Here is a 24491-nt window from a genome sequence, read left to right as displayed (position 1 = left end):
ACGCGCTGCGGCGACTCGGGGCTTCGGCCGAGCTTTGGTCTCGTTCCGCGCACCGGCGCCATGGCGCTGAGTTGGACGATGGATAAGCTGGGGCCGATATGCCGCACGGCTGAGGACTGCGCCCTGGTGTTGGGCGCGATCTGGGGCGGGGATGGGAAAGATACGTCGGTCTCCCCCTACGCGGGTTTCTTGTGGGACCCCGGCCTCGACTGGCGCTCGCTGCGGGTGGGCTATCTCAAGAATGATTTTGACGATCCAAAGCCGTTCAAACCAGAGCAGGCGCCGGCGACGGAATCGGCAGAAGACAAGAAGAAGCGCGAAGATCGCAATGCGTATATGCAGGCGCGGAGTACACGCACAGCTTACGACCACAAGTTCGCCGTGGCCGCGCTGGACAAGTTGAAGAGCATGGGAGTCAACCTCATTCCTGTGGAGCTGCCCAGGCTGCCTTATGGCGCGATGGTGACGATGCTGGAATGCGAGGCGGCGGCCGCGTTTGACCAGCTCACCCTGAGTGGCCGGGACAAGCTGCTCACCGAGCAGGGGCCGGAAGACTGGCCCAACTCCTTCCGCACGGCGCGCTTTTTTCCCGCCGTCGAATACATCCAGGCGGCACGGGCCCGTACGCTCGCCGTGCAGCAGGTTGCGGCGCTGTTCGAGAAGGTCGACATCATTGTGGCGCCGACGGAGAGCACGCAACTGGTCGTCACCAACCTCACCGGGCATCCAGCGCTCATCGTGCCGAACGGCTTCCGCGGATCGGACGCGCCGCATCCGCCTAAGGAAGACGACGGCAATGACGACAACATCGGCGGCCCCGGTACGCCGGTGTCGATCACGTTCCTCGCCGGCCTTTATCACGATGCGAAGCTTGCGGCCTTCGGCAAGGCGTATCAGCATGCCACAGACTTTCACAAGCAGCATCCGAAGCTGGGCTGAAAGCCAGCGGAACTGGCGGAGTCAGACGCGTGCGCTCAACTTGTCAGCTTGTCGGGTGATATGGCGCGCAAAGGCCATGTCTGCATTCCGATAGATCCTTTACCTTTCATGCTCACCTCAAGCTGGGTTTCGCCCGGCTTCAGGCCGTAGACGCGGCTGGTGAGTGCTTCCCGCTCCCCGATGAAGGACTCGATGACCGAGCCATCGAGAAGCATGCGCAGATCCGGATGCGGCCATGGGAGCGCGGGGAAGGGAAATGCGATGTCGCCGCAGCGAACCTGCTTTGCCGGGACATCGAGGGTGAGCTCCCAGGCTGCCGGTCCATTCGAGATCAGCCGGATGGTGAGCACCGTATCGGTGAGCAGACTCAGGTGCAACGACAACTCGCGCTGCAGGTCGTCCAGCTTGCGGCGGAACGGCGTGCTCTCGCTCACCTTCACGCTCTCGGCGGGACCGCGCAGGCTCTCCACTTCTTTAGCCGGATGCATCTCAAGCTGGCCCTGCGCGCCCAGCGTGAGCACACGCGGAACCGACATGCAGCCGGACCAGCCGGCCGCGGAGAATTCCGCCTCGGGGCGCGTCTCGCGCAACCATCCCCACAGAATGCGCCGGCTGCCGGGCGCGGCGAAGCTCTTGGGCGCGTAGTACGCAGCGCCGTGATCCAGCACGCCGTTGCGCTCAGGCGTGTAGGTGTGTGCCTGCGCGTCGTAGTGGCCCGTGGTCCACAGCACCTTGTTCTCAGTGGAGTAAATGAGGCAGTGTTTGTCGCCCAGGGGGAAGAAGTCCGGGCACTCCCACATCTCGCCGGAGTCGCAGGGATTCGTCGCCTGCTTGCCGTTAGGCTTGCCTTCCACCATCTTGTGCAGATACTCCCACTGGCGCAGGTCGTGCGAGCGGTAGAGCAGCACGCAGCCTCCCTTGCCACGCTCCCCTGAGCCCACGCCGAGATACCAGGCATCGGCTTCCTTCCACGGGCAGGGATCGCGAAACCCCGTCACCTGGACGCCCGGCGGAGGAAGCGGGATGATGGGCTGCTCATCCTTCTTCCAGTGGAGGAGATCGTCGTCTTCCGCTACGGCAATCATCTGCGTCTCGCGCAGCTTGTCACCGCCATCGCGGATGGTAACCTGCTCGCGCGGCGCGTTCTGCACGCCGGTGTAAATGAAGGTGGGCTTGCCGTTGAACACCACCGCCGAACCGGAGAAGCAGCCTTCGCTATCCGCGCCGCCGGGGGTGGGCGCCATCGCAATCGGCTGATGCTTCCAGTGCACCATGTCGGTGCTGACGGCGTGGCCCCAATGCATGTCGCCCCAAACCGCGGCGTGCGGATTGACCTGGTAGAAGAGGTGATACTTCCCCTTCCAGAAAATCGGCCCGTTGGGGTCGTTCATCCAGTTGTGGGGCGGCAGCAGATGGCACGCAGGCCGATTCAAATCGTGAGCAATCGCGGCGGCGTCAGCCTCCATCATTGCCCGCAACGCACGCGGCCACACCGCCACAGTGGATGCTCCGGCAAGCCCGGCAATAAACCCTCGCCGCGTGCTCATAAGCCGCTGCGCCTTGCCGCCGATGCTGAAGAAGACAGCGCGTTCATGCGGGGAGAATAGCACGCGGCGCGCTGGTTATACCCGCGCAATGCGGTGCTAGAATCCGGCAGGAAAGGCCATGTCCATGAATAAGTTCTCTGCACGGTGTCTGCAAAGGCGGTGCCGCGACGTTTCTGCGTGTCACGTCTTCGTCGTTCTTCTCATGTCGGCGGCGGCAGGCCGCGCATGCGCCGCTCCCGCAGCCGCCGCGCCTAAACCCTGAGCTGATTCGTGCCGCAAAAGCAATCGCGATCCGGTCGTCCGGATCGCGATTGAGGCGCTGCACAGACGCGGATTATCTTGCCATGAGCTTCAACGTGTAGGCGTATTTGCAGCTTGCGCCCGAAGGCAGCGTCACCTCCAGCGCGTCGGCAGTCTGGTTCCAGGCCACCTTGTCCGAAGAGCCCAGCAGCTCGACATTCCCCACCGGCAGGACCGAACTGCCCATTGCGTGAATCGTGCCCTTGCCATCGCTGGGGCACGCCATGCCAATGGCGTAGACGGCATTGCCCTTTGCCGTGAAACGGAAATCCTGCGCCGTGTATGGCTTCGTGTCGGTGTCGTGGAACGCGCCGGCCACGATCTTCGTGGGGCCCTCCCCGTACGTCTTCCACGGCGTTGTTGAGTAGATCGCGTCGCCGTTCACCTTGAGCCATGCGCCCATTTCGCGCAGCGTGTTCTGCACTTCATCGGGGATGGTGCCGTCCGCGCGCGGGCCGAAGTTGAGCAGCAGGTTGCCGTTTTTGCTCACGATGTCCACGAGCTGGTGCACGAGGAATTCCGGCGACTTGAAGGTGTCGTGCTCAAGGTATCCCCAGCTTGCGTTCGAAATCGACGTGTCCGTCTGCCAGTGATCGGGGATGATGTGATCCTGCTGGCCGCGCTCGAAGTCGCGCACGCCTGCCTTCCAGTTGAGCGAGTAGTCCTTGAAGTCGATCACGCCCGTGTAGCCGTGGGCGGCAGCGTAGTTGTAGTAAAAGGCAGCAAACTCCCCCACCGCGTTACGAAACACGGGTTGACCGATCCACCAGTCGAAGTAGACGACTTCCGGCTTGTACTTTTCTATGAGTTCAGTGTCGCGGGCCAGCCAGTCCTCGGTCCATGCCCGGCTCACATAGGTCCAGTCGTTAACCAGATCGTGGCCGTCTCCGGCCGGAGGAAACCACTGGTGGGCTGGGCCGTAAAACGAGGCGTATTTGGGATCGTTCACGTCAGAGCGCATGGTGCGCCCGCCATCATAGAAAAAGTTGTGCTCGGCGCGATGGGAACTGAGGCCGAAGTGCAGGCCTTCCGCACGAATCGCTTTTGATAACTCACCCAGCGTGTCACGCTTCGGACCCATCTTGACTACGGTCCAGTCGGAAAGGCCGGAGTCATACATGGAAAAGCCATCGTGGTGCTCGGCTACGGGAATCACATACTGCGCGCCCGATTCCTTGAAGAGCTTAGCCCAGGCCGTGGCATCGAACTTCTCCGCTTTGAGGAGCGGGATGAAGTCCTTGTAGCCCTTCGACTCATCGCCTTTCGCAAAGCGATTGCGGAAGTCTTTATACGCGCCTTCTTTGGTCTGGTACATATTGCGCGGATACCACTCGTTTTCGGCGGCAGGCACCGCGTAGACGCCCCAGTGAATGAAGATGCCGAATTTGGCGTCCTTGTACCACTGCGGCTGTTGGTACTTCATGAGGGTGGCCCAGTCGGGGCGATAGGGGCCGTCGTTTGCCTGGCGATCGGCTTCTTTGAGCAGACGGCTGCGTTCTGCATCATACTTCGATACGGACCGCTGCCACTCGCGATCGATCGCGGCGGCAGACTTGACCCCCAGGGTGGGAGCAAGTGGATCAGTTGGCGTGCTTGAGGATTGCGCGGGTACTAACGGGCTCGCAGCAAGCGCGAGCAGAGGCAGGCAGAAAAGCAGCTTTTTCATGTCCGGGCAATCGTAAATTGACAGGTCGATCTCTGCAAAGGTTTACAGGTTCGCAAGTTCTAAGTCCAACGGAGAATAGGTAGATTGATCGGTTGCCTGCAACCGGATCAAACTCGGGAGGTCAATATGGGTGTGAAACTCACTTCCGCAATCTTCGCGGTTGTTGCAGTCGTTGGAAGCGCCTGCGCTTCGGCGCAGACCGATGTTGGTCTGAGCCTCTACGGCGCGTTCTCCGGAACAGTCGATGAGAATGGAATCACGCAGAGTCCCGCCGCCACCGCCGGCGGCATTTTCGAATTACGCCACATCGCAAACCCTATCCTCGGATTCGAGGGAACCTACTCTTACAATCGCGCCAATCGGCACTATGTATGCCCAACATCCTGTGGCGATGTCACCTTCGGCACAATCAAAGCCGACGCCCATCAGGTCACCGTCGACTGGGTTCCGTCGGTTCACGTGCTGAACCTCCGGCCCTTTGGGGTACTCGGCATTGGAGGGTTGTTCAACGTTCCCCAGGGCTCCGATCCGCAGGTCAGCACCAAAACAGGCTCTCAGGTGGTTTATGTCTACGGAGCGGGGCTGGACGTTACGGTCATTCCGCACTTCGGGTTGCGTTTCCAATATCGCGGCAATCTCTATAAGCCACCGGACGTGACGGATCTCTTTACGTCCGCCGACAAGTTTACCCACACAGCTCAACCGATGGTCGGCATCTTCATCCGGCTTTAGTCAAAACTTTTCGGGCTGGGCGCTATGGATGGCGTCCAGCCCAAAAAAAGGCGTTGACATATTCCCATATAGGAATGTTATCGTCTCTTCATGGCGAGAGCCGCAACCACTTCGGACGTATTCAATGCCGTAGCCGAACCGCGGCGCCGGCAGATTCTCATTCTCCTGCTCGACCGCGAACGGCCTGTGACGGAAATCGTGCAGGCCATACGGCTCGATCAGCCGTCCGTCTCGAAACATCTGCGCGTGCTGCATGAAGTGGGCCTTGTGCGGATGCGGCGCAACGGCCGGCACAAGCTTTACCAGACGCGCGCCGACGGCATCCGCCCCCTGCACGAGTGGGCTTCGACCTTTGAGCGCTACTGGAGCAGTCAGCTCCTGCGCGTCAAGCAGAGGGCCGAGCAGATGGCTCAACCGGACCAGAAAAAATCCACAATACACAAGGAGAAAGAATGATCGCAACAGCACCGGCAATCGAAGACCTGACGCTGAACATCACGCAGGAAATTCACGTGAATGCGCCGCTTGAAACCACCTTCGCAGCGCTGCTTGAACAGTTGTCGACGGCGAACGAGCACCCTGACGGCACGCCTATGCCGATGAAGCTCGAGCTTCGGCCAGGCGGCCGCTGGTATCGCGACCTGGGCGGCGACAACGGCCATTTCTGGGCCACCGTACAGGCCATCAGGCAGCCCACCCTGCTGGAGTTGTCCGGCCCGCTGTTCATGTCCTATCCGGCCATCAACAACGTGCAGTACCGGCTCGCCCAAAAGGATGGCGGCACCCTGATCAGCTTCCGTCATTCCGCATTCGGCCTCATTCAGGAGGAGCACAAGAAGGGCGTAACGACAGGCTGGAACCACATCCACGAGCAGGCACGGCAGCGCGCCGAGCGAGCTCATTCCTCTCGCTAACAAGGAACTCCCCCATCTACTTCCACCAAACAGGAGGGTCATCATTCCCATCGCAAAAACGTTACTTTCTGAATTCGAAATGCAGGCGCCGGTGACGCGCCGGTTTCTTGAGCGGCTGCCGGAAGAGAAGCTGAGCTGGAAGCCGCATGCAAAATCAATGACGGCGGGGCAGCTTGCGTTTCACCTTGCCTCAGTGCCTGGCGGTGTGGCGCAGTTTGTGCAGAGCAATCCTGCCCAGGCCCCAGACTTCAACTTTCACCAGCCGGCCAGTCTGGATGAAGTGCTGAAGACACTCGACGGGAGCATCGAAACGGTGCGAAATATATTGTCGGGCTCTGACGATGCCAACATGGAAGAGATCTGGCGTATGCAGGCCGGTGGCAGCGAAGTGCTCGCCATGCCGCGCGCAATGTTTCTGCGCGACGTGATGCTGAGCCACTGGTATCAGCACCGTGGGCAGTTCAGCGTGTACCTGCGGCTTCTCGACATTCCCGTACCGTCAAGCTGGGGGCCGAGCGCGGATGAGATGCCCGCAGGCATGCATCAGCAGGAGCCGGCGGCGGTGTAAGCCGTGCCGTCTCCGAATGAGCCTGAGCGCCAATCGCTCAGGCTCTTTCCTTGGCTTGCGTAGCTGGTTTAGCGGCCGGCGATGAGCATCAGCGGAGCGGGCTGGACAATGCACAGCTTCTGCCCGGCGAGGTCGCGGGTGGATCCGTCAGCGTATTCAAGCGCTTCAATCTTGATGGACTTTACCGCCGTGAAGCCGGGCAGCACCAACTCGGTCGCGAGACCACCCTCCGGCGCCGAGGTAAAGGTCACATTCAGCGTTCGGCGAATATCCGCCGAACGCGAGCCGGAGGCGTTCTCGATGCGTCCGCGAGCCGAGAGGCCGCGTGCTGTTACCGTCGCCCCGACGATCTTCAACGCGGAGGACTTGTCAACGGGATTTGTGAGGATCAGTTGAATGAGCTGGCCGGGCTTGGGCGGATTGCCTGTATCCGCATCGGGCCCTTTCCGCACCTTCACCAGATCAGTTGCGCTCCCCTGTTTGGCCTGCAGACCGACCGGGCACGCCTGTCCTCCGGGAACGGTGATGAACACGGTGCCGGACCGGGAATCTGCGGAGGTCGAGGACTCCATGCCTGCCACTCCGAAGGACCCGGCCGATTGCTGTCCGATGAGCAGGGAAGGCGCAACCAGCAAGCCTGCGAGCAGCGTTGACCTGACGTTCATGGCCCCACTCCTTCTGCTTCTTTTGACACGGCAAGAAGCGTCGACGTCACCACGATACGCCGTGTCTTTCTCGTATTCAAGCGTTGGTGCTGTCTGTCTTTTCGGAGGACATTCGCGTTCTGTGCGCTGTGTTACCGTGGGACTAAGCCCGTTGCTGCGCCAGTCCTCAAAAGGGTTGTCGGGCATGGCTTGGCGGAGGCGCCAAACGCAATGGCCGGCGGGTGCGTCAAAGGGAGTATATGCTTGGCAGCGCTGAGGTTTGGCGACCATCCGGGCAAGCGATTGAATGTCTGAGGAGCCGGAATTGACGCCCATCCCCGCGAACCCGGCCGCCCAGGCTGGGACCGAGTCAAACCCCGCGCCGCGGGTCTTAGCGGATACACCGGCCTCTTCAACCGCACATAAACATGGCTCGCAACGGATTCCCCGCTGGCTGGAACGGGCGGAGCTGTTCCTGCGGGTCCTGCTGCGTCTTTACATCGGTCTGGCTGTGTGTCTTGCGCCCTGGTTTCGCGCGTTCTGGGATCAGAATCCGATCTTCGTCCAATTCCCCAGCGTCGGCGCTTATGCGGCCAATGGTGCCGTGCGCGGCATCATATCGGGTCTGGGGTTGTTGAATCTCTGGATCGCATTTCGTGATGCGATTCGACATCGGGACGGATAGACATGGAAGTGACTCAGCAGGAGCCGGCTCACAGCAGCCGGACCGAGCAGGCCGCGGAACCTGAGCCTGCGACGGAAGCGAAGCTGCCCTCGGGCAGCGCGCCGCCGCCGCTGGATCGCGCACCGCTGGCCTATGAAAATTCAACTTTCTTGAACAGCGCCGATGGGCGCCTCATTCGCATTCTGGCGGAATATACTGAACCGCTGGCGCGATTCCGGCGCGAGCAGATTCAGGACACTGTGGTGTTCTTCGGGTCGGCGCGTTTTCGCGGCAAAGAAGAAGCCGACCACGAGCTTGAACTGCTCGATAACACCGGCGCGACCAGGCCGGCGCCGAGCGAAGAGCAGCCGGCCAGCATTCCGGATATTCGCGACGGTAAAGCTACAGACCTGCAGCGCAAGCGGGCCGTTGCAGCGGTGGAGATGGCGCGCTACTACGAAGATGCGCGGCGTCTCGCGTTTCTGCTGACGCAATGGTCCAAGGCCATTCCGTCGCGCCGCCATCGGTTTGTGGTTACCTCGGGCGGTGGGCCGGGCATTATGGAAGCCGCCAATCGCGGCGCGTATGAAGCAGGCGGCAAGACGATCGGACTCAACATTCGGCTGCCGTTTGAACAGACGCCCAATCCGTATGTCACTCCATCGCTCAACTTCGAGTTCCACTACTTTTTCATGCGCAAGCTGTGGTTTGCGTATCTGTCCAAGGCGCTGGTGGTTTTCCCGGGCGGATTCGGAACCCTCGACGAGATGTTCGAGATCCTTACATTGGCGCAGACTGAGAAGCTTGCAAAGAAGATCACCGTGGTGGTTTACGGATCCGAGTATTGGAAGAAGATCTTCAACCTGCAGGCGCTCGTCGACACGGGAGCCATCTCACCCAAAGACATCGATCTGTTCCAGTTTGCCGACACGCCAGAGCAAGCGTTCGAGATACTCAAACATGGGCTGACTGAGAACTACCTGACTCCGGAGGCGGCCGGCGGCCGCCGTCCGGAGATCAGCACCGAGCCGGAATTGCTGCCCGGCGTGAGCATTGAAGAATACCTCCCTCCTGAAGTCGCCAGAACGCGCCGATAGCGCCCTCATCTTTTTCCATCTCAGTGCGGACAAGTGATTGCGAGCGTTCCTCTCACGAGAGATGTGGCGTCGCAGTTCGCCGTGCCTACCGTGTCATTTGAGAGAGTGGTGGCACGCGAGGCGAAAGTGATCCTCAGGTCGGGGTGATTGCCTGTGACATTTGTCTGCACTCCGCTGACCGGAACCGTCTGCGCGAAGTTGATTGCACTGCCGTCGTCCAGGGCGATGCCGGCGCCGCTGTTCCCGGATACCTGCAGGGCTGCATAGTTGGTATCGAAAATGGCGGAATTGGCCAGCAGATTGACGCCGTTAGCCTGGTTTCCCTGCGCGCGGAGCGTGGTGGTGCTCGACGATCCCGAGAACTGCGGCGTATTGAAGATCGTCATGACCGATAGCGCTTCAAGGTGAACTCCGTCTCCTCCGTTTCCATTCGCCTGGACCTGTGCTCCTGCGTCCAGATCGAGCCCGGATTTTGAATCAAGCGCAATACCTTGCAAGCCATTTCCGCTGGCGGTGATGGCCCCGCCGAAGTCCACCATGTGCGCTCCAGATACCATGGTCAGTCCGATTGCAAAGTTGTTTGAGGCGTTGATGCTGGAAGCGCCATCGAGAAATCCCGCCGAATTCGTGCCGACTTGCACGCCCACAACGTTGCCGGTCGCGGTAAGGTTGCCGGCGGCCAAATTAAGGCTGGAGCCGTTGTTAACCTGAAGCCCGAAAACTGCGTTCCCGGTGCTGGCGAACGCGCCCACAATGTTCAGCGACGAGGTGGATTCAGCGTCCACCCCGTACAGCCCGTTGCCTGAACTGCTGCCGCCGTTCAGGGTTGCGGCGGAGTTTGCCCGCACCAGAATCCCGCTGAATGCGTTGCCACTTACGCTGACACTGCGCAATGTGACGCCGGAGCCATTCTGCGCAACCACGCCGTTGTTCCCGCTGCGTACGGAGAGTCCACTGAGCGTGACCCGCGGTGCGCCATTGATTGTGACGGCATCGCGCCCCGCGCCAAGGATTGCCGCCGTACCGCGGCCGTCCAGGGTGAGGCCCGGAGTGATGATCAACACCGGTCCAATGCAGTTTCCTTTCACAACGATAGTGCTGCCGGGCAAAGCGAACGTGACGGCAGTTTGAAGGGATTCTCCATGTGAGCAGTCCACATGAAAGGTGGGGTTGAATTGCGCGTAAGCAGCGGTGCTCAGCACTGAGACACACAGAGCCATTCGTAACGGGTGCATAGTATCTCCTCATTCGGTCTGGGCTGGGCACAGATCGGGAAAGGTCGAAGCGGAAGCAGCAGTAACGGTCTCGCCTGGGGATTGGCGATGTGATCGATCGCGGTCGCCATTATGCGCTGTTCCGCGGACCGATCGCAACGTATTTTGGCGCGCACTCCAACCTGTTGATGTTTCAGGTTCCTGCGCTCAATTGAACGCCTGTTCGTGGTGCATTAACCGTGCATTGACGGCTGCCGGAAATACTTGGTTGTAAGTAAATCGAACAGGCAAGCGGAATGAGGAGCAGCCATGCCCAACTCAACCGTCTCGTATCTGTGGCGCGACAAGAACGCAGCCCGTGGCTTTCGCACCGGCGTTTCTCTGCATAGTCACACCAACCAGTCGCATGAGACGCTCGACTTTCTTGCTAACCTGGGGAACCAGTATCCGCTGATCCGGCCATTGCTCGCGCGGCTGGAGAATCGCTCGCAGAAGTTTCATGGAGTGCGCATAGATTACGCGGCGAGTTACTGGACTCCGCCGATGACCCCTAAGCTTGCATTCAATCTCGAGAGCAAGCAGATCGAGGATCTCGACCTGCAGTCGATGGTATCGATTAGCGATCACGACAATATCAACGCCCCTATGCTGCTGCGCACCGTGCCGAGCGCGCGGCAGATTCCCGTTTCGGTGGAGTGGAGCGCTCCCTATAGCGGCGTGCAGGACTTTCATCTCGGCATTCACAATCTGCCCAGTGCGCGCGCGCAGCACTGGATGCAGACCCTGGCTGCATATACCCGGCGACCCAGCGATCAGCGGCTCACGGAGATCCTGGTGGCGCTCAACGAGGAGCCCAACGTGCTGGTGGTCTTCAATCACCCCATGTGGGATCTGTTCCTGATAGGAAGTAAGAAGCACGAGTTTCTGGTGAACGAGTTCCTCCTGAAGAACGGCAACTACCTGCATGCGCTGGAACTCAACGGGTTAAGGCCATGGGAAGAAAACCGTGCGGTGCGATCGTTGGCAGAGAAATGGAACATGCTGCTGATCTCCGGCGGGGACAGACACGGCGTGGAGCCAAACGCAAACGTCAATCTGACGAATGCGACAAGCTTTACGGAGTTTACGCATGAAGTGCGGAGAGAGAAGCGCAGCAACATTCTGTTCATGCCGCAATATGCGCAGCCGTGGAAACACCGCCTGCTGCAGTCAACGCTGGATGCGGTGCGCACCTATCCGGAGTTCCCGCAGGGATCGCGCACGTGGGATGAGCGCGTGTATCACCCTGATGCAGGCGGCGCCACCCGCCCGCTGAGCGAGATCTGGCCCAGCGGTGAAGCTCCCCGTGCAATTCGCTGGATGATGGCGATGGTGCTGTTGATGGGCAGCAGGCCGGTTTCGAGCGGGCTGCGCATGGCGTGGAACGACTCCCGCGAACTGCGCATGGCACTCGGCGAGCAAGAAGGCTGATCGACAACAACACAATGTTCACCCGACGAGAGAGACACATGCCGCGGGTGGCGTATTTTCCTGATTCGTTCCATGAAGTCAATGGTGTTGCACACACCAGCCGCAACTTCGAGGAGTTCGCACGAAGACACGGCCTGCCGTTCCTCTGCATCCGCGCGGGCGATCGGGAGCCGGAGTTGTTGCAGGATGGCAGCGTGTGGACCCTGGAACTGCCTCGGGGAATATTCTCCTTCGCACTCGAGAAGGACTTGCGACTCGATCCCGCTTTCCTTCGTCACATTCCGCAGATTGAAAATGTGCTGGCGCGTTTCCAGCCGGACTTGATCCACGTCACGGGGCCGAGCGACGTTGGCGTGGTGGGCGCCGGGCTTGCTCTTGCGCTCGATCTGCCGCTGGCAGCAAGCTGGCATACCAATCTGCACGAGTATGCGGCACGGCGCTCGGAGTGGCTCCTGCACCTGTTGCCGCGCTGGCAGGCTGAAGCCGCGGGGCAAAAGATCGAAGAGATGTCGTTCGCGATGGTGACAAAGTTTTATGCCTCCGCGGATGTGCTCTTCGCGCCCAATCAGGACCTATGCGCGTTGCTGGCCCGGCACGCTGCAAAACCCTGCCTCCTCATGCCACGCGGAGTGGATGCTGAGCTTTTTCATCCCCAAAGGCGCACCCGCCCGGAGGACGAACGGCCGCGGGTGCTGGGATTTGTGGGCAGGCTCTCCGTAGAGAAAAACGTAGCGCTTCTCGCCACAGTGCAGGAACAACTCGAGAAGGCCGGCGTGGGCGATTTTCGTTTCATGATCGTGGGGCATGGCATGGAGGAGACGTGGCTGCGCCAACGTCTGCCCGGGGCGAAGTTCACGGGCGTGCTGCGCGGCGAGGCGCTCGCGCGGGCTTACGCCAACATGGATCTGTTCGTGTTTCCCTCGCACACCGACACATTTGGAAATGTGGTGCTCGAAGCGCTCGCCAGTGGAGTTCCGGCGATTGTCACTCCGGATGGCGGACCGAAATCCATCGTGCGCGACGGCCTGACGGGACGCGTAGTGGCCGACGGTTCTTTCGCCGCGGCCATCGCGGAACTGCTCTCCAATCCGGCGAAGCATAACGCGATGCGGCAAGCGGCGCGAACTCATGCGGAAACGGCGAGCTGGGATGCCGTGTTCGAGGGCGTGTACCGGGGATACGAGGGCGTTCTGCCCCATGGCCGGCGTGCCGCGAGTCTATGCGACCAGGGTGCCGTTTCGCAGGTCGAGTGAGAAGGCGCTTTCTTTATCGCTCATCATGTTCCAGCCAAGCCCGTGAAGCGTGCCCCCTTCGAGCGCGTGCACGGTCACGCCTTCATCGGACAACTTGGGAGACTCCCAGCACTGGCCGTTGCGGCCCCAGGCCAGGATGGTGCGGCTCGCGATGAACAGCAGCAATCCGGCGTCGACAGCGGGAAGCACCTGCAACACGGGACGATAGGGAATCATCGTGAAGCACTCCGGTGCGGTGGTGTCGATCATGTAGGCATAGCCGCCCGACACTGCGCAGAGTTCCTGCTGGCTCGGAGTGGACCAGATGCCGCTCGGCACGATGGGGTCGCGGAAGCCCAGAGCACAAGTGGCGAGGAAGGGCCGCGCTCCTTCCGCCGCGGGCCGCACCAGCACTTCAAGCGCGCCGCGTTCAATCTCCTCCACTTCGCGCGGATACACATAATGCCGCGGTGGCAGGATGAGAGGGCGTGCGGGCAGGATCTCCGCCTTCCAGGCATGAGGGAAGGGAAGGTTAATCTCCGCAGTCACGGCTGCGCCTTGTAGGCCAGGATCCACGCCTTCTGCTCGGGCGTGTCTGGCACGCTCACGCCGCGAGCACGCTGGATAGCCGCGAGGGCAGTAGCCGGATTCCAACCAAGATGAATGAGCGAGCACGCGGCGGTGACGGTCGCGCGGCCAATGCAGCCACGGCAGTGCACGCCCACGGTTTCTCTGGCTGCAACCCGATCCGCAATGCCGTTGATGAACTGCCGAAAGGAAAGGACATCTTCGGGCACCTGCGCATCTGGAATGGGATAAGAGAGAAAACTCAGCCCCGCTCGCATCGCTGTGCCCTGCTCATCTTTCAAACCAACCCACTCTGCTTCATCCGGTTCAAGCAGAGACACAATCGTTTGAATGCCGCCCTGACGCAAACCTCGGAGGTCGTCTTCAAGACAATTATTTCCACGCGGGCGGAGCACAATCGCGAGATGCGGAGCGGCTTCCCCAGCTTTCCCTTTAATCCAGAAGATTTCGTTCACGTACCCAGACTCCTGAAAATAACTCAACGGATGCGGTGCAATTTACAGCTCTGATGCCAGCCAATGCTGCAGGCAGTTGATGAAGATGTTTCTCAAAAATGAAACGGATGCTTCAGTTTGCGCGGCCGCATCTTGTATATACCTATCAAGTGCTACTGAAAGTTTACCCTTGCCGTCCCCACGAGGTCTTTGATGAGCCGATTCGCCCCCGTGCTGTTTGCCGCTGCCGTTTCCACCTTCGCACTCGGCGCCATCCACGCGCGCGCGGCGGACTCAACGCAGACGCTCACTCAAAAGATCGCGGGCATGGAGCACAAAGACGGCTACTTCCCGCTCGACTGGGATGCAAAAGCCGGCAAGCTCTACCTGGAGATTCCGCGCTTCGATCAGGACTTCCTGCTGCTCGACCAGCTTCCGTATGGCATCGGTTCCAATGACATCGGCCTCGATCGTGGACAACTGGGCCGCCGCCGCGTGGCGCACTTCTCACGCGTGGGTGGCAAGGTGTTGCTGATCGAGCCGAACCTGGCGTACCGCTCGTCGGCAAAAGATCCAGACGAACGCATGGCGGTGACGCAATCGTTTGCCGAGTCCGTCCTTTGGGGATTCTCGATTGAGGCGGAGGAGAACGGGCGCGTCCTGGTCGATGCGACCAGCTTTTTTCTGCGCGACCCGCACGGCGTGGCGGAGACTCTGCAAGCCACGGGCCAGGGCGCATACAAAGTGGACGCAACGCGCAGCGCCATCGCGCTCGACAACACGAAAGACTTCCCGAACAACACTGAGGTTGAGGCCCTGCTGACCTTCGCATCTGAGGGCACACCGAAGGGCGAGTACGTTGCCGACGTCACACCCGATCCGCATGCGGTCACGGTGCGCGAGCACACTTCGATGGTTGAACTCCCCGAGCCCGGCTACAGGCCGCGGCGCTTCGATCCGCGCGCAGGCTACTTCGGCGTGGACTATCGCGATTACTCCGCGCCGCTTGGAGAGCCGCTCGATCAGCGTTTCATCGCCCGCCATCGGCTCGAGAAGAAAGATCCGAACGCCGCAGTGAGCGAGCCGGTGAAGCCCATCATCTACTACGTGGATCGGGGCGCGCCGGAGCCCATCCGCTCAGCGCTCGTCGAAGGCGCAAACTGGTGGGCGCAGGCCTTTGAAGCAGCCGGGTTCAAGAACGCATTCAAAGTGGAAGTGCTGCCGGAAGGCGCCGACCCCATGGATGTTCGCTACAACATGATTCAGTGGGTGCATCGCTACACGCGCGGCTGGAGCTACGGCGAGAGCGTGGTCGATCCGCGCACCGGCGAAATCATCAAGGGGCAGGTGACGCTCGGCAGCGGACGCGCGCGCCAGGACTACATGATTGCCGAGGCCCTGCTGTCCCCTTACGCTGAAGGCAAACCCATCCCCAAAGACATGGAAGCGATGGTGCTGGCCCGCACGCGCCAGCTGGCCGCGCATGAGGTAGGGCACACGCTGGGCCTGATGCACAATTTCGCGGCATCGTCCATCGCGCAGAGCACGTCGGTGATGGACTATCCGCATCCGTGGATCACGGTCGACGCCAATGGCCGGCCGGATCTGTCGCATGCGTACGCCGTTGGGATTGGCGCATGGGACAAGGCGGCCATCAAGTATGGCTACGCGCAGTTCCCTGCGGAGACGGACCAGCATGCCGCTCTCGACAAGATGTTGCGGGATGCCGAAGCCAACGGCCTGCGCTACATGACCGATGAAGATGCACGCCCCCTCGGCGGCGGACACCCCTATGCGCACCTTTGGGACAACGGCTCTTATCCTCCTGCCGAACTTAGGCGCATTCTCGCGGTTCGCAAAGCAGCGCTGGCCCGCTTCAGTGAGAACGCCATCCGCACCGGCACACCCATGGCGCAGCTTGAAGACACGTTCGTTCCCCTCTACCTGCTGCATCGCTATCAGACGGAGGCCGCTTCCAAGTGGGTTGGTGGATTGGACTATCGCTACGCGATGCGCGGCGATGGCGGCATGGTCACGGGGTTCCTTCCCGCGGACCAGCAGCGTGAGGCGCTCAAGGCGGTGCTGGAGACGCTCTCGCCGGAGAACCTGACACTGCCTGAGCCACTGCTGAAGATATTTCCTCCCCGCCCGCCGGGCTATCCGCGCACGCGCGAATCGTTTGGCGCCCGCACCGGGCTGACGTTCGATGCCGAGGGGCCAGTGGAAGCGGCCGCCTCGCTCGCATGTTCGCTGCTGTTCAATCCGGAGCGCGCCTCGCGCCTGGTGGAGCATCATGCGCGCCAGGAGCAACAGCCGTCCCTGCAGGAGGTGCTTGACTCCATTGTTCAGGCCACCTGGCAGGCGCCTCGCAAATCCGGGCTTGAGGCCCAAACGCAGTTCACGGTGGAGGACATCGTTCTCGATCACCTGATCCGCCTGGCGGCCTCCGGCGGTGGCGCAGGCCAGGCCGCGGGCGCGGCATTCCCCGCAGGCATCCGCATCGGCGGCAGCGGGGCAAGCGGCGCCGCATCGCCTGAAGCGCGTGCGCTCGCGATGGCGGAGATCGACAAACTGGACCGCTGGCTCAAGGACAGTGAGTCGGGCAGCTCGGCGGAGGGGGCTGCTCACCGTTCAGCCGCTATCGCTGAGATCGACCGCTTCCGGCAGGATCCCTCCAAATTCGCTCTCCCTTTGGAGCTCCCCACCCCGCCGGGCCAGCCCATTGGAGAAGATGGGGACGAGTATTGAGGAACGGGGTTCAATGTGGAACATCGCCGCAAAGGACCTCGTCGCGTTCGTATCGAACGAGGTGCGGCAAAAGTCCGGCTGTGCGAGAATCCATCCAGCTTCACTGGCGAGATTTCCGCTCTGAGTTCGCGCCGAGGCCCGCAGATTCCATGCAGCCCCCAAGCTCATTCTGGAGCGGGCGATTCATCTGGTGTGAGCACGTTCTGCGATAGTCCCGAAAGGAAAGACCCATGTGGAAGCAGAAATCAGAGAGCGTCTCCAGTCAGCCGTTTGTTCCCACTGAACCTGTGCGAGTCCCCACCCCCTTACAGACCGCGGATGTCCGGCCGAACGCGATTCGAGCCAGGGTTGACCAGGCGACCATCGCGAAGGGCATCGTCGTCCGTGGAGACATTACCGGCACTGATCCGCTCCATGTGGACGGCACAGTGGAGGGAACGATTCACATCCCCGGCGAGCGCGTCACCATCGGTCACGATGGAAACGTAGTCGCCGCGAAAGACCATCCAGGACCCTGCATCACCGCCCGCGAAATCGTCATCATGGGATCGGTGACCGGCAGCATTGTCGCCAGTGACCGTGTCGATCTGCGCGCCCATGCGACGCTCGCCGGGGACGTGAGCACGGCTCGGGTAAGCATTGAGGATGGCGCGTACTTTCGTGGGGGCATCGACATCCGGCGGGACGATGCGCCGGTCGCCGTCCAGACTCCTGACATTCCGCAGGAAATTGAGCCGGCGGACCCCGTCCACGTCTAGGCTTCGAGTGCAGGTGACGAGAAATGGCCCAGGGGATCGAAGGCCCGCCAGGCTGCCCCGCTCCACAGCCCCATGTGCGAGAATCATTCCATTGCAGTTTTGCCAGCCTTGCTCCGGGCGAATCCAGAAAAGCCGCAGGTATGTGAGGAGACGGCTATTTAGAATGGTGACAGCCGCGTGTCGTTCTATCGCCCTGCTTGTACGTTAATCCCCCGAGCGGCCAGGAAAGGAATTGTCTGAATCGTATGTGGAAACCAAGCCAACCCGAGCCCCCCGTGTCTAACACTCCCCAAGAGCCGGTGCGTCCGGCCCCCCCTTCAGCGGCAATGGAAACAGCCGGCCGCGCTGGCGGCTCCGCGACTGCAGGTGACCAGGCCACCATCAGCAAAGGTCTGTTTATCAAAGGCGAGATCTCCGGGTCTGAATCGCTGTTCATCGACGGCAAGGTTGAGGGCAGCGTCAACCTGAACGGCAATCGCGTCACGGTGGGCCGTAATGGCCATGTGGCCGCCAGCATCACCGCTCGCGAAGTGGTTGTGCTCGGCAAGGTCCGCGGCAATGTTACGGCGACCGATCGCGTGGATATTCGCGCCGAAGGCGCCCTCACCGGAGACGTGGCGGCGGCCCGCATCAGCATTGAAGACGGTGCGTTCTTCAAGGGCGGCATCGACATTCGCAAACCCGATGCCAAGAACCAGCCCGCGGCCGCTCCCGCCGGCGAAGCAGCCAAGCCGGTTCACTCCTAAGCATCGCCGAAAACTGAGTACTGCAAGCCTCGCTCACCCGTAAGACCGGGAGCGGGGCTTGTTTGCTTTCAGCCTCCTTTGCGCAGCCACATCGCGCAGCCCGCGCGGCGCGACAAACTTCCTGAGCTAAAACACTTTCGCGCTGTCCAGCAGCACCGTCACCGGCCCCTGATTGACCAGGGCCACGGACATCATGGCCTGGAACTGGCCCGTCTCGCAGTGCAGACCACGGTGGCGGATCTGGGCCACGAAATACTCGTATAGCTCGCGGGCACGCTCCGGGCGGGCCGCGTTATCGAACGAAGGCCGCTTGCCGCGCCGGACATCGCCATACAACGTGAATTGCGAGACGGCAAGTACCGCCCCGCCGGCCTCCCCCACGCTCCGATTCATCTTGCCGTCCTGGTCCTCAAAGATGCGCAGCCCCGCGATCTTATCAGCCAGATAGTCGGCATCCGCTTCGGCGTCCGTGGTGGCAACACCCAGCAGCACCAGTAGGCCCGGCCCGATTTCGCCAATAACCTTTTCATCCACAGTGACAGAAGCTCTCGAGACACGCTGTATGACGGCACGCATGCGTCCCAGCCTAGCATCAGGTTTCGAAACAGGCGTGCCGGCTCCATGTCTGTCCGGTTTCGGACAGTGACAATCAGGATTGAACATCTTCCCATTTCCCGCCGTCCAACACCGTCCCCGCGAATGTGCAACTTAGCGGTTTTGCTGCTGGCAGCCGGCGTGCATAAGTACGAATGTTCTCGTAGTTGAGTGATCGCAGGAAACTGCGTGGTGCAGTTGTCCCTGCGGTGACCGGCAGTCACCGGGCCCCCATCCTTCGCACCGCACTTACCGGAATCCCAAAGAATCACCATCCAAAGGCGGCAATTGATGCGAACTGTCCTTCAGGACCTGCGCTACTGTCTTCGTCAGATGGCTAAAACGCCGGGCTTTGCACTTACTGCCGTGTGTTCGCTGGCACTGGGCATTGGAGCGACCACAGCCGTGTTCAGCGTGGTTTACGCCATCGTTGTCGACCCTTATCCCTACGCCAATCCGGATCGGATGGTGCACATGCGGCTGCTCAAGCCCGATGGCTCCAATCGCGGCTTCGGATTGACAGGAGGACAGTGGCAGCGCATCCGTCAGTCCCCCGTGGTGGAGGATGCCTTCCTTACCGACGGGACCTGGAGCCTCACCATCACCGGAACCGACGTTCCTGAAGATGTGGAAGCCGATTACGTCAGCTCCAATACGTTCAGCTTCATGGGCGTGCCTTCCTATGTGGGAAGAAATCTCCAGCCCTCCGATGCAATCGATGGCCAGGATCCGCAGCCGGTCGCGGAGATGAGCTACAAGTTCTGGATGCGCCACTTCAATGGCGACACCTCGGTCATCGGCAAAACCATTCGTCTCATCGACCACACTTACACCGTGATAGGCATCGCTGCCCCCCGCTTTACCTGGGACGACTCCGACGTCTACCTGCCCAAAAAGATTACCCAGGAAACGGTCCCCGGCTACTACGTCGGGCTGCGTCTCCAGCCTGGGGTGACGCACGATCAGGCGAACGCCGCGCTGGCGCCTCTCATCGATCAGTTCCGCCAGGAAACTCCGAAGCACTTCCCGGATGAAAAAATGAAGTTCACGGTCATCGGCCTGAACGACGACTTCATGCACGACATCGGCGGTACGTTGTACCTGATGTTTGGCTCCGTCGCGCTGCTGCTCCTGATCGGTTGCGGGAACGTCTCGATTCTCCTCCTGGCACGCGCCACCGGCCGTCGCAGCGAGTTTGGAGTCCGCGCCGCAATTGGCGCCAGCCGCCGCCGTCTGGTTCGCCAACTGCTGACAGAGGCTCTCCTCCTGTCGCTCACCGGCGCCGCGCTCGGCGTGCTGCTGGCCTGGAAGCTGATCGGGATGATCGTAGCCAACCTGCCGGAATTCTCCTTCCCCCACGAAGCAGCCATCCATCTGAACATTCCAGTGCTGGTCTTCAGCATCTCTCTTGCTATGGCCACCGGCATCCTGTTCGGGCTGTGGCCGGCGATTGAGCTCTCCCGCCCCGACATCGCCAAAGCCATGCAGGCGAGTTCTCGAAAGACGACTGCCGCGGCAGGCCGGCAACGTCTCCACGGCGCCCTCATCTCCGGCCAGATCGCCCTTACCCTGCTGCTTCTCGCCGGTGCCGGTGCGGCCATCGAAGGATTCGTCCGCCTCTCCCAGACACCGCTCGGTTACGATCCGCACAACGTCATGTCGGTGGGCATTCCCATTCATCAAGGTACCTATGGCACCTGGGCCGAGCGTGCCAGCTACTTCGAAAAACTGATTGACGGGGTCCGCAGCGTGCCCGGCGTTTCTGCGGCCGCGATGTCTTCCAATGCAACACCGCCCGATAACGGATTCCGCACGCATTTTGAAATCTTAGGCCAGCCCTCCAGTCATGATCGGGAAGTGCGCTTCAACCTGGTCAGCCCCGAGTACTTTCGCGTCCTCAGCGTTCCGCTTCTGCAGGGCCGTCTTTGGAACGCCGATGAAAATCACCAGGGGATGGCTATAGGCGTGATTAACCAGGCACTGGCACGGCGCTTCTTCCCCAGCGGAGATGCCATCGGCCACTCCATCAAGGTTCCCGAGCTTGCATCGGTCGCCAGGCCTCCCTTCCTGCTGCTTTCACCTGCGGCCACAGGCCCGGTTCTAATCATCGGCGTGGTGGGAGACAAACTCGACGACGGGCTCGCCAAACCTGTCGCGCCGGAACTCTTCGTGCCTTATCCGTTCCTCACCACCATGTACACTCAGATCCTCGTCAAGTCCCAGGCCGCACCCATGGGGCTGCTTCATGCCATTCAGGTCAAAATCAACTCCATCGACCACGCGCAGCAGACCAACTCCAGGGTGCGCGATCTTGAGCACTGGATTCAGGAAACACCTGAGTGGGCCCGTGGCCATCTCGTCGCGTGGCTGTTTGGCGGTTTCGCCGCACTCGCCCTCGCGCTTGCCGCCGTCGGCCTGTACAGCGTTGTCTCCTATACCGTGGCGCAGCGCACCAACGAGCTTGGGATTCGTCTGGCGCTCGGGGCTCCGCGTTCCCACGTCCTCAAGCTGGTTTTCCTGTCGATGGTCGGCAGCGTCGGAGTGGGAGCAGGCGTCGGACTCGTTCTAAGCGTTGCCCTCAGCAGGGTCATGGCGCACTGGTCGCCGGAGAGTCAGGCGAGCTCGCGCGATCCAATCCTCATGCTTGCTGCCTCAAGCGCGCTCCTGCTGGTCACTCTGTTGGCCTGCGCCATCCCGGCTAGACGTGCTACTTCTGTGAATCCAGTCATCGCGCTTCGCTACGAATGACACGCCGGCAAATGCCGGAATCCGTGTTGACCAATCTAAGCAGCGCCGAAGAAACGACTCTCCAGAGGAGGGGTGCTCGCCTCTCCGGCTCAGCCGACCTGCGGCGCCGATCGAACCTCGCCAGGGAGCGTGTGGCCTCCCATGGCGAAGGCGGCGGGCACGGTCTCGCTCAGCCGTGCCGCCAACCCTGCAATCACTAGTTCAGATTGAAGACCACATGGATGGTGGTCTCCACTTCCACAGGTTCGCCGTTCAGCAGGTAAGGGCGGTAGCGCCACTGCCTGACAGCCTCGAGCGCCGCCTGCTGCAACATCGGAGAGCCGCTGACCACGCGCAGATTCTCAATGGCTCCTGCCTTTGAAATCACGGCCTGCAGCACCACCGCCCCTTGCGTGCGCGATGCCAACGCGATGGGTGGATAATGCGGAACAACGCGGTTGATCAGCATGCCCTCAGCCACGCCGCGGGAAATCGTGTACAGGCCGCGCGGCTCCTGGCGCACAACCACGGGCGGTTTGTAGATGGATTTCCCGAATGGATCGGCGCCAATCACAGTGCCGCCGTCGCCCATCGAAAGAGTCTCCCCATTGCCCGGTGCGCTCTCCTCGATGTGATTGTTAATGGCGCCTGGAATTCGCTGGGGCACCGTCAGTCGCATGTCCGCGAACTCGTGCGTCCCATGGAAGGTTTCAGCCCTCTGCTGTTGCTGCACTGGATGGCTCGCAGCCGGCGGAGGCGGCGGCACCACCAGCAGTAGACTCATCATCTGCTGCGGCAGCGCCTCAGGATAGATCAGCGGAATCGCAATAAGCGCCGCCAGAATGGCTCCGTTGAAGACGAATGCCGCCAGACTCCAGCCGCGGCTGCGGGTGCGAATGCGGTGTGCCGATTCAAAGGTGGAATCTTCAAACATGGCCTGCCTCCTTCAAGGTCGCCGCGCGGGAGGCAGAGCCGTTTTTCGGCGCGCGAGGGTCCCTGCCGGTCGCTGCGCAATCACGCGCGGCGAACGGACCTCACCCGCCTCGTCGGCGTTTAGTCCTCCGAGGCTTCACTCCGCACATCCCGTTCGGTACCACTGTGCTTGTGTAGACACCGCCTCCCGTGAAACTGTTCCCAGAGCAAAGAAGAAATGTGCGGCGGACGGTATTCTGCGTACTGTAAACTCCGGTCGATGACCGGGAACAACCTGGCGGGGTTAGAAATGAAGCTGCTTCGATTGTTTGTTTTCGCTGTAGTCGCAATCCACATCGCAGGCGCCCAGGATCGAGCGCAGGGTCCCAACCCTGAAGCCACTCTGCAATACATCCATGGCGCGTGGGATACGCTGACACGCTCGATGACCGACTGCCACTCGTTAGTCGATATCAAAGTCACAAGCAATCCCATCCTCTATTTGCCTGCCGGCTTGCCCATGCCCTCGCCGGTGCGCGAACTGACCGAGAAGTGCCACGTGCGCGTTCTCTCGCTTCCCAAGCCGATCCAGAAACTCGGCGACCTGGACCCGAAGGCACTCCCCGACGCGGGGCTGCTCTATCTGCCGGAGCCTTACGTGGTGCCCGGCGGCCGCTTCAACGAGATGTACGGCTGGGATAGCTTCTTCATCCTCCTGGGACTCGAGGCCGATCATCGCGAGGCCCTTGCCAAAAACATGGTCGACAATTTTCTGTTCGAGATTCAGAACTACGGCGGCGTCCTCAACGCCAACCGCACTTACTACCTGACCCGTTCGCAGCCGCCGTTTCTCACGTCCATGATCCTCGCCGTCTATGACAATCCCGCCAGCTTCCCGCGGACTCCGCAAGGCCGTGCCGATGCCCGCCTGTGGCTGGAGCAGGCCTACATGCTCGCGGAGAAGGACTACTCCACCTGGACGCGTCCCGAGCACCTGGCCGGCGCCACTGGGTTGGCCCGCTACTTCGACTACGGCAAGGGCCCGGTCCCGGAGATGGCCGACGACAACAGCTATTACCCGGACGTGATCCGCTGGATTGTTGCGCATCCCCACTCGGGCGGCGAAGCATTCCTCCTCAAAGGCAGAGAGCATCCCAATGCCGCCGAGTCGGAGCAACTGAAGCAGACCAGCTGCGACGTGGATGCGAGCGTGGTGTGCATGCGCGCCTGGGCCGCCGGATACCGGCTCACCAAGGACTTTTATCTGGGCGATCGCGCCATGCGCGAGTCGGGCTTCGACCCCAGCAACCGGTTCGGTCCCTTCAGCGGCGAGACGCACCACTTCGCACCGGTGTGCCTCAATAGCCTGCTCTATCGCTACGAGCGCGACATGGAGCACATGGCCAACCTGATGAACAAGCCGCAGGACGCGGTGCGATGGGGCCGCAGGTCGGTGAAGCGGAACGCGGCAATCCACAAATATCTCTGGTGGCCGAAGGAAGGCGTCTTTGCCGACTGGGATTTTGAGCACTCGAAGCCTGATCAGTACGCCTATATCTCGTCGCTCTACCCGTTGTGGGCCGGCGTCGCCACCGAGAGCGAAGCGCGGCAGGTTGTAGCCAAGCTGGGTCTGTTTGAGCGCCAGGGCGGCCTCTCCATGAGCAACACCAACACCGGCCTGCAATGGGACGAGCCCTTTGGATGGGCTCCCACCAACTGGATCTCGGTGTCGGGCCTTGAGACGGCCGGGTTCCACGAGGAGGCCGCGCGGATTGCGAAGAAGTTCAATCACACCGTCGATCGCGGCTTTGCGCAGGAGGGAACCATCCGCGAAAAGTACAACGTCGTCCAGGCCAACGCTGATGTGCAGGTGGCTACAGGCTACAAGCAGAACCAGATCGGCTTCGGCTGGACCAACTCGGTGTATTTGAAGATGAAGTCCCTCATGGAGAAGACAGCGGATGCTCCTGCCGCCAAGGGGCAATGACCCAATTGGG

At 61.2% G+C, this 24491-nt stretch carries 22 protein-coding genes; 14 read left to right on the top strand and 8 right to left on the bottom strand.

The window, feature by feature from the left end; genetic code table 11:
* On the top strand, nucleotides 1–939 hold a 939-nt coding region (locus VGL22_RS09630), incomplete at its 5' end, for an amidase family protein (RefSeq protein ID WP_465266696.1).
* 35 nt (nucleotides 940–974) lie between these two features.
* Here the strand turns inward: VGL22_RS09630 and VGL22_RS09625 are convergent.
* Nucleotides 975–2486 (bottom strand): glycoside hydrolase family 32 protein, encoded by a 1512-nt coding sequence (locus VGL22_RS09625; protein WP_465266695.1) that lies wholly within the window; start codon nucleotides 2484–2486, stop codon nucleotides 975–977.
* 334 nt (nucleotides 2487–2820) lie between these two features.
* Nucleotides 2821–4452, bottom strand: coding sequence for an alpha-L-fucosidase (locus VGL22_RS09620; protein ID WP_465266694.1), 1632 nt, complete (start codon nucleotides 4450–4452; stop codon nucleotides 2821–2823).
* A gap of 126 nt (nucleotides 4453–4578) precedes the next feature.
* On the opposite strand from VGL22_RS09620, the gene VGL22_RS09615 reads away from it, so the two are divergent.
* From VGL22_RS09615 to VGL22_RS09600, 4 genes are all read left to right on the top strand, one after another.
* Complete coding sequence (locus VGL22_RS09615; RefSeq protein WP_465266693.1) at nucleotides 4579–5184, top strand: outer membrane beta-barrel protein; 606 nt, start codon at nucleotides 4579–4581, stop codon at nucleotides 5182–5184.
* Nucleotides 5185–5274: 90 nt separating this feature from the next.
* Nucleotides 5275–5640, top strand: a complete 366-nt coding sequence (locus VGL22_RS09610) for an ArsR/SmtB family transcription factor (RefSeq protein WP_465266692.1) — start codon at nucleotides 5275–5277, stop codon at nucleotides 5638–5640.
* A complete protein-coding gene (locus VGL22_RS09605; protein ID WP_465266691.1) occupies nucleotides 5637–6098 on the top strand; it encodes an SRPBCC family protein in 462 nt (153 codons plus the stop codon). Before VGL22_RS09610 ends, VGL22_RS09605 begins: the two co-directional genes overlap by 4 nt.
* Nucleotides 6085–6666 carry a DinB family protein gene (locus VGL22_RS09600; RefSeq protein WP_465266697.1) on the top strand — a complete coding sequence of 194 codons (582 nt, stop codon included), beginning with the start codon at nucleotides 6085–6087 and terminating at the stop codon, nucleotides 6664–6666. Before VGL22_RS09605 ends, VGL22_RS09600 begins: the two co-directional genes overlap by 14 nt.
* A gap of 68 nt (nucleotides 6667–6734) precedes the next feature.
* Here VGL22_RS09600 and VGL22_RS09595 read toward each other — a convergent pair whose 3' ends face one another.
* Complete coding sequence (locus tag VGL22_RS09595) at nucleotides 6735–7331, bottom strand: hypothetical protein (protein ID WP_465266690.1); 597 nt, start codon at nucleotides 7329–7331, stop codon at nucleotides 6735–6737.
* 286 nt (nucleotides 7332–7617) lie between these two features.
* Here VGL22_RS09595 and VGL22_RS09590 point away from each other — a divergent pair, with 286 nt between their 5' ends.
* On the top strand, nucleotides 7618–7995 hold the full coding sequence (locus tag VGL22_RS09590) for a hypothetical protein (RefSeq protein ID WP_465266689.1): 378 nt from the start codon (nucleotides 7618–7620) through the stop codon (nucleotides 7993–7995).
* A 2-nt stretch (nucleotides 7996–7997) separates the two neighbouring features.
* Nucleotides 7998–9071, top strand: a complete 1074-nt coding sequence (locus VGL22_RS09585) for an LOG family protein (RefSeq protein ID WP_465266688.1) — start codon at nucleotides 7998–8000, stop codon at nucleotides 9069–9071.
* Nucleotides 9072–9091: 20 nt separating this feature from the next.
* On the opposite strand, the gene VGL22_RS09580 is transcribed toward VGL22_RS09585, so the two are convergent.
* Nucleotides 9092–10306, bottom strand: coding sequence for a hypothetical protein (locus VGL22_RS09580; protein ID WP_465266687.1), 1215 nt, complete (start codon nucleotides 10304–10306; stop codon nucleotides 9092–9094).
* A 288-nt stretch (nucleotides 10307–10594) separates the two neighbouring features.
* Here VGL22_RS09580 and VGL22_RS09575 point away from each other — a divergent pair, with 288 nt between their 5' ends.
* A complete protein-coding gene (locus VGL22_RS09575) occupies nucleotides 10595–11755 on the top strand; it encodes a hypothetical protein (RefSeq protein WP_465266686.1) in 1161 nt (386 codons plus the stop codon).
* A 38-nt stretch (nucleotides 11756–11793) separates the two neighbouring features.
* Nucleotides 11794–13008, top strand: a complete 1215-nt coding sequence (locus VGL22_RS09570) for a glycosyltransferase (protein WP_465266685.1) — start codon at nucleotides 11794–11796, stop codon at nucleotides 13006–13008.
* Here the strand turns inward: VGL22_RS09570 and VGL22_RS09565 are convergent.
* Both VGL22_RS09565 and VGL22_RS09560 read right to left on the bottom strand, forming a co-directional pair.
* Nucleotides 12973–13536 (bottom strand): hypothetical protein, encoded by a 564-nt coding sequence (locus tag VGL22_RS09565; RefSeq protein ID WP_465266684.1) that lies wholly within the window; start codon nucleotides 13534–13536, stop codon nucleotides 12973–12975. The two genes, VGL22_RS09570 and VGL22_RS09565, sit on opposite strands and share 36 nt — an antisense overlap.
* Complete coding sequence (locus VGL22_RS09560) at nucleotides 13533–14030, bottom strand: phosphatase domain-containing putative toxin (protein ID WP_465266683.1); 498 nt, start codon at nucleotides 14028–14030, stop codon at nucleotides 13533–13535. The genes VGL22_RS09565 and VGL22_RS09560 overlap by 4 nt, the downstream gene beginning before the upstream one ends.
* Nucleotides 14031–14222: 192 nt before the next feature.
* Here VGL22_RS09560 and VGL22_RS09555 point away from each other — a divergent pair, with 192 nt between their 5' ends.
* The 3 genes from VGL22_RS09555 to VGL22_RS09545 all read left to right on the top strand — a co-directional run bounded on the left by VGL22_RS09555 (nucleotide 14223) and on the right by VGL22_RS09545 (nucleotide 18261).
* Nucleotides 14223–16757: a zinc-dependent metalloprotease gene (locus VGL22_RS09555; RefSeq protein ID WP_465266682.1), complete on the top strand. Its 2535-nt coding sequence runs from the start codon at nucleotides 14223–14225 to the stop codon at nucleotides 16755–16757.
* Nucleotides 16758–16987: 230 nt separating this feature from the next.
* On the top strand, nucleotides 16988–17515 hold the full coding sequence (locus tag VGL22_RS09550) for a bactofilin family protein (RefSeq protein ID WP_465266681.1): 528 nt from the start codon (nucleotides 16988–16990) through the stop codon (nucleotides 17513–17515).
* Nucleotides 17516–17760: 245 nt separating this feature from the next.
* A complete protein-coding gene (locus VGL22_RS09545) occupies nucleotides 17761–18261 on the top strand; it encodes a bactofilin family protein (protein ID WP_465266680.1) in 501 nt (166 codons plus the stop codon).
* A 126-nt stretch (nucleotides 18262–18387) separates the two neighbouring features.
* Here VGL22_RS09545 and dtd read toward each other — a convergent pair whose 3' ends face one another.
* On the bottom strand, nucleotides 18388–18837 hold the full coding sequence (gene dtd, locus VGL22_RS09540; protein WP_465266679.1) for a D-aminoacyl-tRNA deacylase: 450 nt from the start codon (nucleotides 18835–18837) through the stop codon (nucleotides 18388–18390).
* A gap of 309 nt (nucleotides 18838–19146) precedes the next feature.
* On the opposite strand from dtd, the gene VGL22_RS09535 reads away from it, so the two are divergent.
* Nucleotides 19147–21603: an ABC transporter permease gene (locus tag VGL22_RS09535; protein WP_465266678.1), complete on the top strand. Its 2457-nt coding sequence runs from the start codon at nucleotides 19147–19149 to the stop codon at nucleotides 21601–21603.
* Nucleotides 21604–21799: 196 nt separating this feature from the next.
* On the opposite strand, the gene VGL22_RS09530 is transcribed toward VGL22_RS09535, so the two are convergent.
* Entirely contained in the window at nucleotides 21800–22516 is a 717-nt protein-coding gene (locus VGL22_RS09530) for an energy transducer TonB (RefSeq protein WP_465266677.1), read from the bottom strand.
* 288 nt (nucleotides 22517–22804) lie between these two features.
* Between VGL22_RS09530 and VGL22_RS09525 the strand changes: the two genes are divergently transcribed.
* Nucleotides 22805–24481, top strand: coding sequence for a trehalase family glycosidase (locus VGL22_RS09525; protein WP_465266676.1), 1677 nt, complete (start codon nucleotides 22805–22807; stop codon nucleotides 24479–24481).
* The last annotated feature ends 10 nt before the right edge of the window (nucleotides 24482–24491 follow it).

Origin of the sequence: Occallatibacter sp., from assembly GCF_036502485.1 — a bacterium.
Taxonomy (GTDB): domain Bacteria; phylum Acidobacteriota; class Terriglobia; order Terriglobales; family Acidobacteriaceae; genus Telmatobacter.
The sequence above is the reverse complement of the archived record's forward strand: the minus strand, read 5'-3'. Positions and strand labels throughout refer to the sequence as shown.

Coding starts and splice junctions, on each gene's coding strand:
- VGL22_RS09610 (WP_465266692.1), top strand. CDS start 5,275: ATGGCGAGAGCCGCAACCACTTCGGACGTATTCAATGCCGTAGCCGAA.
- VGL22_RS09585 (WP_465266688.1), top strand. CDS start 7,998: ATGGAAGTGACTCAGCAGGAGCCGGCTCACAGCAGCCGGACCGAGCAG.
- VGL22_RS09595 (WP_465266690.1), bottom strand. CDS start 7,331: ATGAACGTCAGGTCAACGCTGCTCGCAGGCTTGCTGGTTGCGCCTTCC.
- VGL22_RS09620 (WP_465266694.1), bottom strand. CDS start 4,452: ATGAAAAAGCTGCTTTTCTGCCTGCCTCTGCTCGCGCTTGCTGCGAGC.
- VGL22_RS09575 (WP_465266686.1), top strand. CDS start 10,595: ATGCCCAACTCAACCGTCTCGTATCTGTGGCGCGACAAGAACGCAGCC.
- VGL22_RS09555 (WP_465266682.1), top strand. CDS start 14,223: ATGAGCCGATTCGCCCCCGTGCTGTTTGCCGCTGCCGTTTCCACCTTC.
- VGL22_RS09570 (WP_465266685.1), top strand. CDS start 11,794: ATGCCGCGGGTGGCGTATTTTCCTGATTCGTTCCATGAAGTCAATGGT.
- VGL22_RS09530 (WP_465266677.1), bottom strand. CDS start 22,516: ATGTTTGAAGATTCCACCTTTGAATCGGCACACCGCATTCGCACCCGC.
- dtd (WP_465266679.1), bottom strand. CDS start 18,837: ATGCGTGCCGTCATACAGCGTGTCTCGAGAGCTTCTGTCACTGTGGAT.
- VGL22_RS09525 (WP_465266676.1), top strand. CDS start 22,805: ATGAAGCTGCTTCGATTGTTTGTTTTCGCTGTAGTCGCAATCCACATC.
- VGL22_RS09550 (WP_465266681.1), top strand. CDS start 16,988: ATGTGGAAGCAGAAATCAGAGAGCGTCTCCAGTCAGCCGTTTGTTCCC.
- VGL22_RS09615 (WP_465266693.1), top strand. CDS start 4,579: ATGGGTGTGAAACTCACTTCCGCAATCTTCGCGGTTGTTGCAGTCGTT.
- VGL22_RS09590 (WP_465266689.1), top strand. CDS start 7,618: ATGTCTGAGGAGCCGGAATTGACGCCCATCCCCGCGAACCCGGCCGCC.
- VGL22_RS09625 (WP_465266695.1), bottom strand. CDS start 2,486: ATGAGCACGCGGCGAGGGTTTATTGCCGGGCTTGCCGGAGCATCCACT.
- VGL22_RS09605 (WP_465266691.1), top strand. CDS start 5,637: ATGATCGCAACAGCACCGGCAATCGAAGACCTGACGCTGAACATCACG.
- VGL22_RS09580 (WP_465266687.1), bottom strand. CDS start 10,306: ATGCACCCGTTACGAATGGCTCTGTGTGTCTCAGTGCTGAGCACCGCT.
- VGL22_RS09535 (WP_465266678.1), top strand. CDS start 19,147: ATGCGAACTGTCCTTCAGGACCTGCGCTACTGTCTTCGTCAGATGGCT.
- VGL22_RS09545 (WP_465266680.1), top strand. CDS start 17,761: ATGTGGAAACCAAGCCAACCCGAGCCCCCCGTGTCTAACACTCCCCAA.